Source organism: Bradyrhizobium sp. USDA 3364, assembly GCF_054056355.1.
Genome location: NZ_JBSRYG010000002.1, coordinates 5,672,530 through 5,686,431 on the forward strand (window position 1 = coordinate 5,672,530; position 13,902 = coordinate 5,686,431).

The window sequence follows — 13,902 nt, forward strand, 5'->3', positions numbered from 1 at the left end:
TCGCACTCGGTATGACCAGAAACGGTCGTCGGCCATGCCGGACAGTGTCTCAACATACTGCTATAAGCGTTGAGCTTCCCAAGATGCTGTCGGAACGGGCAACTTGCCCGAGCGCAGCCGAGGCGCCTGCGGGCGATTACCCGACGTTGCTATCTGCCTATTCTCGCCCTTCGACGTGTTTGAGGGTTCTGGAAATTGACTTCATCAGTGCAGGATACGGAGCGACATTGACGAAGAGGGGCGGCGTTGTCGAACATTGTCAGGGAATTGCGGAAATGTAGCACACGCAAGAGCGCCGGAAGACGCCCCTTTCCGTGCGTTCGAGACCTCCTCGCCGACCATGCGGAAACTGCGCCGGAGCGCCATGCCATTCTGGCTCCGGCGCGCCGTCCGATGACGTATGGCGCGCTATGGACGCAGGCAAATGAAGTGGTTTTCGGGTTGCGGGACGTCGGCGTGCGCCGAACTGACAGGGTCGCGGTCGTGTTGTCGGACGGACCAGAGGCTGCAGTGGCGGCGATCACGGTTGCGGCCGGCGCGGTTTGTGTACCTCTCAATCCGGGTTTCACCTGTGATGAATACCAGCGTTATTTCGCCGAGTTGCAATTGGCGGCGCTATTGACGCACGCTGACTTGAATTCGGCTAGCCGACTCGCCGCCCAAATCCAGGGCATGCCCGTGATCGATGTGTCGATGCGGCCGAACGAGGGAGCCGGCGCGTTCAGTGTTACCGGTCGGGCACCGCAGCTCCTGGCTGACGACGAGTTTGCGTCCGGCGCTGACGACGCGTTCATCCTGATGACATCCGGCAGCACGTCGCGGCCCAAAACGGTCCCTCTGACCCATGCGAGCGTCTGTCTGTCAGCCGACAACGTTGGCGCCGCCTTGGAACTGGAGGCTCGCGACCGATTGCTAAGCGTACTGCCTCTCTTTCATGGGCATGGCTTGATCTCGGGACTTCTGGCCGCGCTTGCGGCAGGCTCCAGTGCGGTCTGTCCGCCCGGCTTCGATGCCGCAGCGTTCTTCGGCTGGCTGACGGAGTTTCGACCAACCTGGTACACGGCGGTACCGGCAATCCATCGCGCGCTATTGGCGGCGGCGGATCCCTACAGGCAGGCCGCGCGGCGGTCCTCCTTGCGGCTCGTTCGTTCGGCTTCGACGTCTCTGTCTTCGGAAGTGCTCGACGGACTGGAAGCGCTATTTGGTGTTCCCGTTATAGACACCTACGGCATGACGGAGGCCGCCACCCAGATCGCGGCAAATCCGTTGCAGCGGCGAAAGCGCGGTTCAGTCGGCCGGCCGGCCGGTCCCGAGATCGCGATACTGGACAGGGGAGGCCGTCGCTTGCCATCCGGCAAACGCGGAGAGATCGCGCTGCGAGGTCCCACCATAACCAGGGGGTACGACAACGATGCCGCCGCTACAGCGTCCGCATTTCAGGACGGCTGGTTCCGGACCCGGCGACCTCGGATACCTGGACGCCGACCGGTATCTCTTCATCGTCGGTCGCATCAAGGAGATCATCCATAAGGGCGGGCAGAAGGTTGCTCCCGCCGAGGTAGAGGGCGCTTTGCTGAGCCATCCGGCTGTGATCGAAGCCGCTGTTTTCCCTGTCCCCCATGAGCGACTAGGCACGGACGTCGCCGCCGCCGTCGTGCTGCGTCAGGACGCAAAGGTGAGCGTACAAAGTCTCCGAGACTTCGCCCGAGGACGCCTGGCCGGGTTTAAGGTCCCTGGCCTCATCGCGATTGTACCGGAGATTCCGAAAGGCCCCGGCGGGAAGGTCAAGCGCAATGAACTTGCGGCCGGCTTTTCAAAGACTGGACCAATCCAGGACGACGGCAAAGGAGTTGCGCCCAGCTCGGAATTGGAGCGTCAACTGGCCGGTATCTGGAAGGACATCCTCGACATCGATCGGATCAGCGTTGATCAGGATGTCTTCGCGCTCGGGGTGGATTCACTTGCCATGACCCAGTTGATTTTGCGTGTGGAAGAGCGCTTCGGCATCATGCTGTCGTTCGAGGATATCTTTAATTCGTCGACCGTTGCGGCGCTTGCGCTTCGTCTTGAATCATCAAAAGGGGAGGCCGGCTCGTTCGCGCGCCCGCACGATCCGCCATTGCAGATCTCGCTTGCTGATGCAGATGGCGCACAGCCAATCTCCATCGTGCAGGAGCGCATGCTACGCATCGAGCGAAAATTACCCGGCTTACCCCAGTTCAACCTGCCGTTCGCTTATCGATTACAGGGCCGACTAAGCATTCCCGCTCTCGAGCAGAGCCTTGCCGAGGTCGTGCGTCGGCACGACCTGCTGCGCACGGCGTTCATCTGGCAGGATGAGGTTCCCCTTGCTCGCGTCTTGCCGGACGTCGATGTCAGATCAATCCTGGCTGTGAAGGATTATGCAGCTCCGACGCATACCGGAGATACCCGTGCCAAGGAACTTCTGCTGGTAAAGGCGAAGTTGGAAGCCGAACGGTGCTCTCTGGCGCCGATCGACATGAACAATGCACCACTGTTCCGGGCCCATATCTTCCGGCTCGACGCCAGCGACCATGTTTTGCTTCTGGTCATGCACGATATCGTCATCGATGGCTGGTCGATGGCAATCTTCATGGAAGAGCTTCTGGAGATCTATGCCGCTTCGATCTCTGGCGCGAAGGCGCAGCTGCCCAAACGATCGTTTCAGTTTTCCGATTTCGCTCGCTGGCAGCGTTTGTGGTCCAGCACCGAGGAAGCAAACAGGCAGTTCGCATACTGGAAGCGGTGCCTCGACAAAGCCTCACCTCCATTTGCAGCCCCGAAAAGCAGCGTTGGAGGCGAATTGACCTCGCGCGTTCTCCAGGAACCATTTCAAATATCGAACAATCTGGTGACGCAGCTGAGCGCCATGAGCCGTGACCGGGGCGCAACTCTGTTCATGAGTCTACTCGCCGGGTTCAAGACCCTGCTGTTGCTCCGGAGCGAACGCAACGACATTTGTGTGGCGACTTTGATGGCCAATCGGCCTCAACTCAGGACAGAACGCGTGATCGGTCCGTTCGCGAACACAACGATCATCCGCACCCAACTAGATGCTGGTCTGAGCTTTAGCGAAGCGCTTAAACGCGTGCGCAGGGCCGTCTTGGAGGCTTACGCCAGACAAGAACTTCCCTTCGATATCATTGCCAGCCGACTAGCGGAAGAAACCGGCTTGTGCCCGGCATCACTCGTTCAAGTTTATTTCGTTCTCCAAGTTGCGTTCCGCCGAGCGCACCAGCTGCCCGATCTGGCGGTTCACCCGTTCGGCTACCAGGAAGATCGGTCTGCCATGCCGATCGATCGCGCTTGGCTCTCGATTACGCTTAAGGACACCCCGTCGGGAATGACCGGTATATGCGGGCGCAAGGACGACTTGTTCGAGCCAAACACCGTCCAGAATTGGGTTGCCGATTACACGGCAATCTTGGTCAATGCGGCCGCAAACCCCGACGAGCAGCTTGGGCGATTGATTGATCCTTGAAGCGATCAGGTCGGTCGCGCCAAGCCGGTGAAGAAAGTGCGACGCCGGTGCCGGTGTCCTGCCGTGCGCAAGGTCGCCCAAAATTCGTCCGACCCGAGGATCATCCAGCTTGATTATCCACCAGAAATTGTCGACAATTCAGGGGTACATTGGACAATGGATTGATCAAATCTAATTTTGCCACTTGGAGGCGGCGATGTGTAGATTTGCAGTGGATCTCATCGACTTTGAGGAATTGACCGCGGCGCAAAGGAAGGCGTTGCTGAAGGACCTACAGAAGCGCAGGGATGCTCTGCAAGCGCAGCTGGAGGGGGTCAATGAATCGCTGAAGGGCGTCAATCAAGCGCTCAAGACGGTCCAGAAAGTATCAAAGCGCCGTTAGTGCCCGGGTCGTCAGCGCCCGACAACGCTGCAGTCTGGTCTCCGCGCTTCATCCGTGCAGGGGCTCCGCCGAATGCGGAAAAGACAGCGGAGGGCCTGACCAAACGGCACGTGAAATCGACGCGGCTTCGGACGGCAGGCTGTGAAGCTCCGGTTACGTCACGTCCGGCCACCGTTGTGGCTGTGTCACGGTTGAATTCCGAGCACCTTAAGTATTGGCGTCCACTGGGTGTAATCTTTCTCATGCATTGCTCGTGCCTCCGCACCGGATCGCCATACTTGCCTAAATCCGACATTCTGCAGTTTCTCCTGAGAACGTTGCGATGCCTGCCGGAAGATTTCGGAGAGTCGGGAGACTTCCTCCGCTGATGTTTCCGGCGGAGCGAAGATGCCGACCCATCCTTCCGTCTCGATCCCGCTGCCGGTTTGCGCAAGAATGCGAAGCGAATCTTGAAACGGGAGAAAGTCCGGAAAAGGAACAATCGCAACCGCGACATGCCCCCCAAGGACACTGAGGATCGCTGGCGCCGACCCTTGATAGGGTACGTGCACCATCGGCACTCCGTAATCGTTGAAAAGCTTTGTACCTATGAGATGGGGAATACTCCCGGCGCCCGCGGTGGCTACGGTGCGATATTTCTCCTCGCGCGAGGCCTCCTGCATGTATTCAGCAAGATGCGCGGCCGCATCTTTTCTCGTGACGGCGACGTATGAGAAGGTCGCCAAAATTCCGATGGGCACGAGCTCGCTTTGAGGAGACGTTCTGAGCGACGACGTGGAGGACATGAACAGGAGTGTTTGAGTCCCCTTTTGCCGAAGTACCCAATCCGCCGCTATTGCTCCTCCTGCGCCAGGTCGATTTTCCACGATCGTCGAGGTTCGCGCGATCTGCTCTGCTGCTTCAGCAACGATTCTGGCTGCGGTTGAAGAGGTCCCCCCTGCCGCGAATCCCACAACCAATGTAATCTGTCCATCATTCGGCCGTGCGGGACTGGAGAGCATCACAAGTGCGGCGAGAAAAAGCGGCGTGAATCTCGTCATTCGCTGATCCCCTTTTTCAACGAGTATCGCGATTTTCAAGGACAGCTGGATCACGTTCCCTTCGAGGGCGCAATCTCCGAAAGAACGTCATCCGGCCGGCCTGGCTCTCCGGCACGCTGCGCGCGCGCCCATCCGTCCGTAACCCGCACGCGGTTCGCCGTCAAAGCGGGCAGAATTCGATACCGAGCTCGATCTCGCCAAGCTCGTAGGCGGGCTGGCACCACCTGAAGGACACCGGTGTTCGGAGCCCGATAGACACCTCCTGCTTCTGACAATAGACTTTGACCAAAGATCGGATCGGATCAGGGCGAGCTTTTATGGCCGCAGACCGTGTGGAACGGCGACTGAGTGCTATTTTCGTGGCCGATGTGGCTGGCTATAGCCGCCTGATGGGCGCTGATGAGGAGGGGACGCACGCCCGGCTGAACGAGCATCTGTCCGCCCTCCTCCATCCCGAGATCGAAAAGCACGGCGGGCGGCTTATCAGGAGCGCCGGCGACGGAGTGTTGGTGGAGTTTGCCAGCGTGGTCGGCGCTATGCGATGCGCCGTTGCCATACAGCGCGGCATGATCACCCGAAACACCGATGTGCGAATTGAAAAGCGGATCGAGTTCCGCATTGGCATCAATGCCGGCGACATCATCATAGAAGGCGGCGATATCTTTGGGGACGGGGTAAATGTTGCGGCTCGGCTCGAGGCGCTTTGCGAGCCGGGCGGCATCTGTGTATCGCAACGCGTACGAGAAGATGCGCAGGATAAGCTTGACGTCGAATTCGAAGATAGTGGCGAGCATCAACTGAAGAACATCGCACGGCCGGTGCGGGTCTATCGCGTGTCGTTCGGCAACGCTCCGGCGCGACCGGCGCTTGCGCTTCCCGACAAGCCATCGGTCGCCGTCCTGGCTTTCGAGAATATGAGTCGCGACCCGGAGCAGGAGTACTTTGCGGATGGAATTTCGGAAGATATCATCACCGAGTTGTCCCGCTTCTCCGACTTGTTCGTGATCGCACGCAATTCGAGTTTTCGATACAAGGGCAGTGCGGTTGATTTGCGTCAGGTGGGTCGAGAACTCGGCGTGCGCTATGTTCTGGAGGGCAGCGTTCGACGGGGCAAAGACCGAGTTCGGATAACGGCTCAGCTGATTGATGCTGCAAGTGGCGTCCACCGCTGGGCCGAGCGCTATGACCAGAAGTTAAAGGATGTATTTGCGATCCAGGACGACGTGGCGCGGACGATCGCCGCAATTCTGGTCGCGCATGTGAACATGGCGGAAGCCGAGCGCACCTTGCTCAAGCCGCCCGCGACTTGGCAGGCCTACGATCACTACATGCGCGCAGCGGCGGCCTGGATATCATTCCAGTCCTCGTGGCAAATGGCGGAATTATTGAGGACACGAGGGCACCTTGCAGATTCGCTGGCCATCGATCCGAAATATGCCCGTTGCTATACAATGCTGGCAAGCACTCACCGGGTGGCTTGGCTCAATCCGCTGAATGATGAATATTTGAGCCCGACTATTCTTGACTTGGCCATCAAATTGGCGCGCACGGCAATTGCCCACAATCCGAGCCTGCCCGAAGCCTATGCCGAGTTGGGCTATAACATCATCCGGAAGCGTGACTTCGACGCAGCGACTGGCGCCGCCGAAAGAGCGCTGGCGCTAAACCCCAATTTCGCGGATTACCGCCTCGCGCAAATATTTTACTCGGTGGGAGAGCCGACCAGAGCCATTGCCATCGCCAAGTTGCAAATGCGCCTTGATCCATTCCATCCGCATTTTGCGCCGTTGATGGCCGGCGTAGCTCACTATCACCTCAAAGAATACCACGATGCCCAACATTGGTTGACTGAAGCGATTGGCCGCGCGCCCAATCACCAGTATGGCCACGCCTTCCTGGCAGCGACGTACGCTCAGCTGGGACGAATGGAAGACGCTCGTGCAGAGGCAAGCGAGGTTCTGCGCTTGAATCCGAGATACAGCATCAGCGGCACCCAGCAACAGGTATCGATTCTGAAACGCGCCGAGGATCTGGAGCACCTGGTTGACGGGCTGCGAAAGGCCGGCCTTCCAGCATAGTCTCGGCAAATGAGTCTTGGCGAATGCGCGGGGGCAAGACAGCAGCCCTCCGTCTTGCGCGGTAGTGCTCGGCCGAAGTTTGCTTGTGGCGCGACTCGGACCTCTGGCGACGTACGTTTGCGCACCGCCCGTGAGGCGTTGGCAGACCTCCGATGACGTCCAGATGCGTTGTGTCCCGGCTCGTGAGGACCACTATCGAATTCGCGTCGCTCACGCGCGCGCAGCCTCTCGGGTCAGTTTCACCAGCTCCATCAGCATGGCTTCGCCGGCATCGACCAGATGCTCCAGTGTCATCCCTGATTTGCCCGATGCGGTTGTCCCGTCGTGAGCAAGCGGCGGAACGTGGATGAATTGCGCGAGGTGCAGGTCGTTGTCGCCGTTCACGGCCTCAATCGCGCGCCAGCTCAGATAGTTGCAGAGATAGCTGCCGGCGTCGCGCGACAGCCGCGCATCGATGCCGGTCATGAGCGCGGCGCGTAGCAGCTTCTCGCTGTGCGGCCCGAACATCCGTGCATCGGCACCGCCGGCGATCGATCCCTTGCGCGCGTGCTGGCGGCCGGCATCGGGGAAGCGCGTGGTCACCGCGTTGCGGGCGCGGCTTTCGATCCGCAGATATTCGGTGCGGCCGGCGAGGCCGAACATCAACAGCGCCTGCGGGCGATGGCTTGCGATCAGCTCCGGCAGGTCGCGGTCGACGGTCGCGTAGGTGACGTCGAAGATGTGGCTGGTCAGCGCGACATTGTCGAAGGCCGGCCGGCGCAGCGCGGTCAGCCGCTTCACCAGCGGCACGGTCGGGTTGAACGGCGCACCCGGGAACGCGCCGAAGCCGGTGACGAGGATGCGCAGCCTCTCGCTCAATGCAGCATCTCCGCGATCTGCTCGGCGGCGACCGCCGGCGAGATGCGGCCGGCGGCGACCTCGGCTTCCATCTTCTTCACCTTGGCGCGAATGGCGGCATCCGAGCGCAGCCGCGCCATCATCCGGCTCTCCAGCATCGACCACATCCACTTCACCTGCTGATCCCTGCGGCGGCTTGCGAACTCGCCCGAGGCGTTCATCGCGGTGCGGTGGTCGAGGATCTTCTGCCAGAGCTTGTCGAGCCCGGCGCCGGTCAGCGCGGAATAGGTCTCGACCGGCGGATGCCAGTGCTCGGAGCGCGGTGCGAGGATATGCAGCGCGCCGCGATAATCGGCGGCGGCGAGGTTGGCGCGCTTGAGGTTGTCGCCATCGGCCTTGTTGATCGCGATCATGTCGGCGAGCTCGACGAGGCCCTTCTTGATGCCCTGCAATTCGTCGCCGGCGCCCGGCAGCATCAGCGCCAGGAAGAAATCGGTCATGTCGCAGACCGCGGTCTCGGACTGGCCGATGCCGACGGTCTCGACCAGCACGACGTCGAAGCCGGCGGCCTCGCACAACAGCATCGCCTCGCGGGTTTTCGCCGCAACGCCGCCGAGCGTGCCCGACGAGGGCGAGGGGCGGATAAAGGCCTGGTCGGAGACGGCGAGCCGCGCCATCCGCGTCTTGTCGCCGAGGATCGAGCCGCCGGTGCGCGCCGAGGAGGGATCGACCGCCAGCACCGCGACCTTGTGGCCGCGTTCGATCAGGAACATGCCGAGCGCGTCGATGGTGGTCGACTTGCCGACGCCGGGCGAGCCGGTGATGCCGACACGCACCGCCTTGCCGGTGTCGGGCAGCAGGGCCTGCACCAGCTCGCGCGCCGCCGCCTGGTGATCGCCGCGCCGGCTCTCGACCAGCGTGATCGCCCGCGCCAGCGCCGCGCGGTGGCCGGCGCGTAGGTCCTTGGCGAGGGTGCGGATGTCGGGAGCGGCAGGCTTCGATGCGATCATGGTCTTGCTTTACAACGGCCGGCCATTGCAGGCGAGGGGAACGCGGATCGGCACCGGCGCGGCCTGTTGATGGCGCTGCTGCGGCACCTCTCCCGCTTGTCGTATCGCAACAAGGTGCGAGACGGGTGGGGGCTCTCTTCCACAGCGTGACTCGTGGAGAGAGCCCACCTCGGCCTTCCCGCGCGAGCCGGGCTAGACCCGGCCTCGCCCTACCGGCGAACAGGACCCGCTACCGCAGAATGTCGCACGGTGCTTAGCCGGCGATGGTGGAGGAACTCGCCACTACAGGTGCGCGCGACCAAAATATCGAAAACAACCCCATGCAAAGGAGCTGGCGGCGACCGGCGTCCGACAAGGCAGCTTGACCCGTCGGGCAAATCAGGGATATATTTCCAATATTCCGAAATCGCACGAGCGCTCCCCACCCGCAAGGTTTTCGCATGTGGCGTAGCCCGTCGGGCCCGGGACAAGCGCGGGCATGACGAGTCTTTGCGGACGGGGATACGGCGGCGTTATTCCGCCGCCGCCTCGCTATGGCCGAGCCGGGCGTTGAGCTTGTGGATCAGCTCCTCGGCGGCGTCGGAGATCACGGTGCCGGGCGGGAAGATCGCCTCGGCGCCGGCCTTGTACAGCGCGTCGTAATCCTGCGGCGGCACCACGCCGCCGATGATGATCATGATGTCCTCGCGGCCGTGCTTCTTCAGCGCGGCCTTCAATTCCGGTACCGCGGTGAGATGGGCTGCTGCGAGCGAGGAGACGCCGAGGATGTGGACGTCGTTCTCGACCGCCTGGCGCGCGGCCTCGTCGGCGGTCGCGAACAGCGGCCCGATATCGACGTCGAAGCCGACATCGGCGAAGGCTGATGCGATCACCTTCTGGCCGCGGTCGTGGCCGTCCTGGCCGATCTTGGCCACCAGGATGCGGGGGCGGCGGCCTTCGGCCTCCTCGAACGCACCGATCAGGGCCTGCACCTTTTCGACCTTGTTGGACATCGCCGCTGCCTCTCGCTTGTAGACGCCGGTGATGGACTTGATCTCGGCGCGGTGGCGGCCGAACACCTTTTCCATAGCGTCCGAAATCTCGCCGACGGTTGCCTTGGCGCGCGCAGCATCGATGGCAAGCGCCAGCAGATTGCCGTTGCCTTCGCCGGCCGAGCGGGTCAGCGCGGCAAGCGCCGCATCGACGTCCTTCTGGTTGCGCTCCTTCTTGAGCCGCGCCAGCTTGTCGATCTGCAGCCGTCGCACGGTGGAGTTCTCCACCTTGAGCACGTCGATCGACCTCTCATTCTCCGGCTTGAACTTGTTGACGCCGATCACCGCCTGGCGGCCGGCATCGATCCGCGCCTGGGTCTTGGCGGAGGCTTCCTCGATCCTGAGCTTCGGCACGCCGGCCTCGATCGCCTTGGCCATGCCGCCGAGTTCCTCGACCTCCTGGATGTGGCCCCAGGCCTTCTGCGCGAGGTCGCGGGTCAGCCGCTCGACATAATAGGAGCCGCCCCAGGGATCGATGATGCGGTTGGTGCCGCTCTCCTGCTGCAGGAACAATTGCGTGTTGCGGGCGATGCGCGCCGAGAAATCGGTCGGCAGCGCCAGCGCCTCGTCGAGCGCGTTGGTGTGCAGCGACTGGGTGTGGCCCTGGGTTGCCGCCATCGCCTCGATGGTGGTGCGCATCACGTTGTTGAACACGTCCTGCGCGGTCAGCGACCAGCCCGAGGTCTGGCAATGCGTGCGCAGCGACAGCGAGCGCGGGTCCTTCGGGTTGAACTGCTTCAGCAGCTTGGCCCACAGCAGCCGCGCGGCGCGCATCTTGGCGACTTCCATGAAGAAGTTCATGCCGATCGCCCAGAAGAACGACAGCCGGGGGGCAAAACGGTCGACGTCGAGGCCCGCGGCCAAGCCCGCGCGCAGATATTCGACGCCGTCGGCGAGCGTATAGGCGAGCTCGAGGTCCTGCGTCGCGCCGGCCTCCTGCATGTGATAGCCGGAGATCGAAATGGAATTGTATTTCGGCATCCGCTGCGAGGTGTAGGTGAAGATATCCGAGATGATCCGCATCGAGGGCGCGGGCGGATAGATGTAGGTGTTGCGCACCATGAACTCTTTCAGAATGTCGTTCTGAATGGTGCCCGACAGTTTTTCCGGCGGCACGCCCTGTTCCTCGGCGGCCGCGACGAACAGCGCGAGGATCGGCAACACCGCGCCGTTCATGGTCATCGACACGCTCATCTGGTCGAGCGGGATGCCCGCGAACAGCGTGCGCATGTCGTAGATGGAATCGATCGCGACACCGGCCATGCCGACGTCGCCGGAGACGCGCGGATGATCCGAGTCGTAGCCGCGGTGGGTGGCGAGGTCGAATGCGACCGAGAGGCCCTTCTGTCCCGCCGCGAGGTTGCGGCGATAGAAGGCGTTGGAATCCTCCGCCGTGGAGAACCCTGCATATTGCCGGATGGTCCAGGGCTGGTTGACGTACATGGTCGGGTAGGGGCCGCGCAGATAGGGCGCGATGCCCGGCCAGGTCTCGAGGAAATCGATGCCTTCGAGATCGGCCTCGCTGTAGACGGATTTCACCGGAATGCCTTCGGGCGTCAGCCACGGCTCGGCGCTCGCAGCCGGCGCGGCGGTGGCGACGGGCTGGAACGCGACATCGGCGAAATTGGGAATGCGGGTCATTCCTTGGCTTCCTTAATCATGATCCGGATGCTGGTGGCTGACGATGGTCGCCATCTTGTCCGGTCCGTAATTCTGCATCGTGGTCTGGCTCGGCAGATTGGCGATCCCGACCACCCAGCCGTGGCGGGACTCGGTGCCGAATTGCTGCGTCGGGATCACCCGGTCGGGCCGGTCGAAGGCGCCGGTCATGATCTCGATGCGGGGACCGTCGATCCGGCGGAAGCTGAGCGGCGTGCCGCAGGCGGCGCAGAAGTCGCGCTCGGCGATCGAGGAGGATTTGAACGCCGCCGGCGTGCCGCGGGTCCAGGCGAAATCCTCCTTGTTGATGTCGGCGAAGGAGGCGAACGGCGCCCCGGAGGCCTTCTGGCACATCCGGCAGTGGCAGATGCTGACCCGGTTCGGTGCCGCCGACACCGCAAAGCGCACGGCGCCGCACTGGCAGCCGCCGGTCAGAACGGGTTTTGCTGGTGCCTCTGCCGTCATGCCTGCTCCATCCGCCGATAGGCGTCGCGCAATATCGCCAGCGCATCGCCGCCGGCGAAGACGAACTCACCGATGCCGGCCGCCCGCAGCGCTGCTTCCTGGTCGCCGGGTCGCCCTGCCAAATAGATATGCCTTGCATCGGCGCCGTGAAGGGCCTTGGCGGCCTCCGTAGCGCTGGCGGCATAGACCTTGTCCGAGGAACAAATGCACGCCATCACCGCGCCCGAGGCCTTGAAGGCCGCGGCCAGCGCTGCCGGGTCGGCAGAGGCCTCGCTGTCGATGGCCTCGATCCCGCCGGTCTCGAAGAAGCTCTTTGCGAACGTCGCGCGGGCGGTGAAATCCGCCGGGGTGCCGAGGTTGGCGAGGAAGATCCTGGGCCGTGCGCCCTGCGCCTTCAGCGCGACGTCCGACTTGTCGCGCAGTGCCTCGAACGGCTCGGCGAGCCGCATCGGCGCGAGCGCATCGAACCTGACCTTGGCATCGGCTGATGTCACCCGCGCGGCCGGTTTCACGTCCAGCACCGCGAGATCGGCCTCGTGCAGGTTCGGAAATTCGCTGGCGCCGGTCAGCACGTCGCGGCGCTTGGCGACGTTGGTTTCGCGCTGCGCCCGCGTCGCGGCGACTTTCTTCTGCAGCAGCCCCTGCTCGAGCGCGGCGAAGATGCCGCCGGCCTTCTCGATCTCCTGGAACAGCGTCCATGCCGCCTCGCAGAGCTGCGAGGTCAGCGTCTCGATGCCGCCGGCGCCGGCCGCGGGATCGGAGACTTTTGCGAGGTTGGACTCGTCGAGCAGCACGAGCTGGGTGTTGCGCGCGACGCGCCGGGCGAAATCGTCAGGCAGGCCGAGCGCCAGCGTGTGCGGCAGCACGGTGATCGCATTGGCGCCGCCGAGCCCGGCCGCAAAAGTCGCGATCGTCGCGCGCAGCATGTTCACGTTGGGGTCGCGCTGGGTCAGCATCCGCCAGGCGGTCTGCGCGTTGACGAAGATCGGCTTCGGCGCAAGGCCGCAGGCTTGCTCGACCCGCGCCCACAACAGCCGCAGCGCGCGGAATTTCGCCATGGTCAGGAACTGGTCGGCATCGGCGCTGAGCCGGAACGAGATCGCCGCACGCGCCGCATCGAGATCGAGACCGGCGGCTTCCAGCATGCGCAGATAAGCGAGCCCGACCGCGAGCGTGAAGGCGAGCTCCTGCACCTCGGATCCGCCGGCATCATGGACCGGCCGGCCATCGGCCAGCACGAACGGCCCCTTGAAGCCGCGCTTGATCAGGCCGTTGACGACCTGGCCGAACGACTTCTCATAGTTGGGCCAGGCGATCGCCGCAGCACCACGCACGGCCATGGTGCTGAGCGCCTGGTAATTGAAATGCAGATCGAGCTTGGCCGGGTCGAGCTTGCGCGCCTCGACCATGTCGGCAAAGGTCTCGCCGGCGTTCTCGCGTCCGATTACCGGGTTGAGCGCGATCATGATGCCGGCATCGAGATGGATACCGCCGCAGGCGCGCGCCAAGGTCTTCTTGCTGGCATCGGCGAGACCGAAGCCGCGTGCGCCGGGACCGCCGGCGAATTCGAACTCGAGGCCGGTCGCGCCGTTCTCGAGATCATGCAACGCCAGCGCATTGGCCTGCGCGGCGTCGGGATGGTCGACCCGCTGCAGGACCTGCCACGGGGCCGCGGCGGCGCGACCCGGAAGCGGGCTCGAATTGGTGGCGCGGCGGTAGATCGGATCGATCTTCAGGCCATCATAGGTCTTGCCGACCAGCTTCTCGAACGGCGCGCCCTTCAGCACGCCGTCGACCAGCTTGCGCCAGTCGTCATGGGTCGCTGCCGGAAAATCCGAAGCCAGAGGCAAATCGTCAGTCGAGGTCGTCATCCGCCCAGAATATCCTTCACCGGCCCC

Annotated in this window: 10 protein-coding genes; 4 read left to right on the plus strand and 6 right to left on the minus strand. The window is 63.0% G+C overall.

Annotated elements, in window-relative coordinates:
• The first annotated feature begins 246 nt into the window (after positions 1–246).
• The 3 genes from ACVILL_RS26660 to ACVILL_RS26670 all read left to right on the plus strand — a co-directional run bounded on the left by ACVILL_RS26660 (position 247) and on the right by ACVILL_RS26670 (position 3,884).
• On the plus strand, positions 247–1,530 hold the full coding sequence (locus tag ACVILL_RS26660; protein ID WP_456731760.1) for an AMP-binding protein: 1,284 nt from the start codon (positions 247–249) through the stop codon (positions 1,528–1,530).
• Positions 1,412–3,502, plus strand: coding sequence for a condensation domain-containing protein (locus ACVILL_RS26665; protein ID WP_456731761.1), 2,091 nt, complete (start codon positions 1,412–1,414; stop codon positions 3,500–3,502). Before ACVILL_RS26660 ends, ACVILL_RS26665 begins: the two co-directional genes overlap by 119 nt.
• A 196-nt stretch (positions 3,503–3,698) precedes the next feature.
• Complete coding sequence (locus ACVILL_RS26670; protein WP_155258570.1) at positions 3,699–3,884, plus strand: hypothetical protein; 186 nt, start codon at positions 3,699–3,701, stop codon at positions 3,882–3,884.
• A gap of 185 nt (positions 3,885–4,069) precedes the next feature.
• Here ACVILL_RS26670 and ACVILL_RS26675 read toward each other — a convergent pair whose 3' ends face one another.
• Entirely contained in the window at positions 4,070–4,978 is a 909-nt protein-coding gene (locus ACVILL_RS26675; protein WP_456731762.1) for a Bug family tripartite tricarboxylate transporter substrate binding protein, read from the minus strand.
• Positions 4,979–5,241: 263 nt separating this feature from the next.
• Here ACVILL_RS26675 and ACVILL_RS26680 point away from each other — a divergent pair, with 263 nt between their 5' ends.
• A complete protein-coding gene (locus ACVILL_RS26680; protein WP_456731763.1) occupies positions 5,242–7,002 on the plus strand; it encodes an adenylate/guanylate cyclase domain-containing protein in 1,761 nt (586 codons plus the stop codon).
• A gap of 210 nt (positions 7,003–7,212) precedes the next feature.
• Here the strand turns inward: ACVILL_RS26680 and ACVILL_RS26685 are convergent, their stop codons facing one another.
• The 5 genes from ACVILL_RS26685 to ACVILL_RS26705 all read right to left on the minus strand — a co-directional run bounded on the left by ACVILL_RS26685 (position 7,213) and on the right by ACVILL_RS26705 (position 13,875).
• Positions 7,213–7,860, minus strand: a complete 648-nt coding sequence (locus ACVILL_RS26685) for a pyroglutamyl-peptidase I family protein (RefSeq protein ID WP_456731764.1) — start codon at positions 7,858–7,860, stop codon at positions 7,213–7,215.
• Positions 7,857–8,849, minus strand: a complete 993-nt coding sequence (gene meaB, locus ACVILL_RS26690; RefSeq protein WP_456731765.1) for a methylmalonyl Co-A mutase-associated GTPase MeaB — start codon at positions 8,847–8,849, stop codon at positions 7,857–7,859. The genes ACVILL_RS26685 and meaB overlap by 4 nt, the downstream gene beginning before the upstream one ends.
• Positions 8,850–9,361: 512 nt before the next feature.
• Complete coding sequence (scpA, locus tag ACVILL_RS26695; RefSeq protein WP_456731766.1) at positions 9,362–11,521, minus strand: methylmalonyl-CoA mutase; 2,160 nt, start codon at positions 11,519–11,521, stop codon at positions 9,362–9,364.
• Positions 11,522–11,533: 12 nt separating this feature from the next.
• Positions 11,534–12,004, minus strand: a complete 471-nt coding sequence (locus tag ACVILL_RS26700; protein WP_456731767.1) for a GFA family protein — start codon at positions 12,002–12,004, stop codon at positions 11,534–11,536.
• Entirely contained in the window at positions 12,001–13,875 is a 1,875-nt protein-coding gene (locus tag ACVILL_RS26705) for a methylmalonyl-CoA mutase family protein (RefSeq protein WP_456731768.1), read from the minus strand. Before ACVILL_RS26705 ends, ACVILL_RS26700 begins: the two co-directional genes overlap by 4 nt.
• Positions 13,876–13,902: the final 27 nt, after the last annotated feature.

Bases quoted from the DNA above. Each gene is read 5' to 3' on its own strand.
- scpA (WP_456731766.1), bottom strand. From the start codon at position 11,521: ATGACCCGCATTCCCAATTTCGCCGATGTCGCGTTCCAGCCCGTCGCC.
- ACVILL_RS26705 (WP_456731768.1), bottom strand. From the start codon at position 13,875: ATGACGACCTCGACTGACGATTTGCCTCTGGCTTCGGATTTTCCGGCA.
- ACVILL_RS26665 (WP_456731761.1), top strand. From the start codon at position 1,412: ATGCCGCCGCTACAGCGTCCGCATTTCAGGACGGCTGGTTCCGGACCC.
- meaB (WP_456731765.1), bottom strand. From the start codon at position 8,849: ATGATCGCATCGAAGCCTGCCGCTCCCGACATCCGCACCCTCGCCAAG.
- ACVILL_RS26680 (WP_456731763.1), top strand. From the start codon at position 5,242: ATGGCCGCAGACCGTGTGGAACGGCGACTGAGTGCTATTTTCGTGGCC.
- ACVILL_RS26670 (WP_155258570.1), top strand. From the start codon at position 3,699: ATGTGTAGATTTGCAGTGGATCTCATCGACTTTGAGGAATTGACCGCG.
- ACVILL_RS26700 (WP_456731767.1), bottom strand. From the start codon at position 12,004: ATGACGGCAGAGGCACCAGCAAAACCCGTTCTGACCGGCGGCTGCCAG.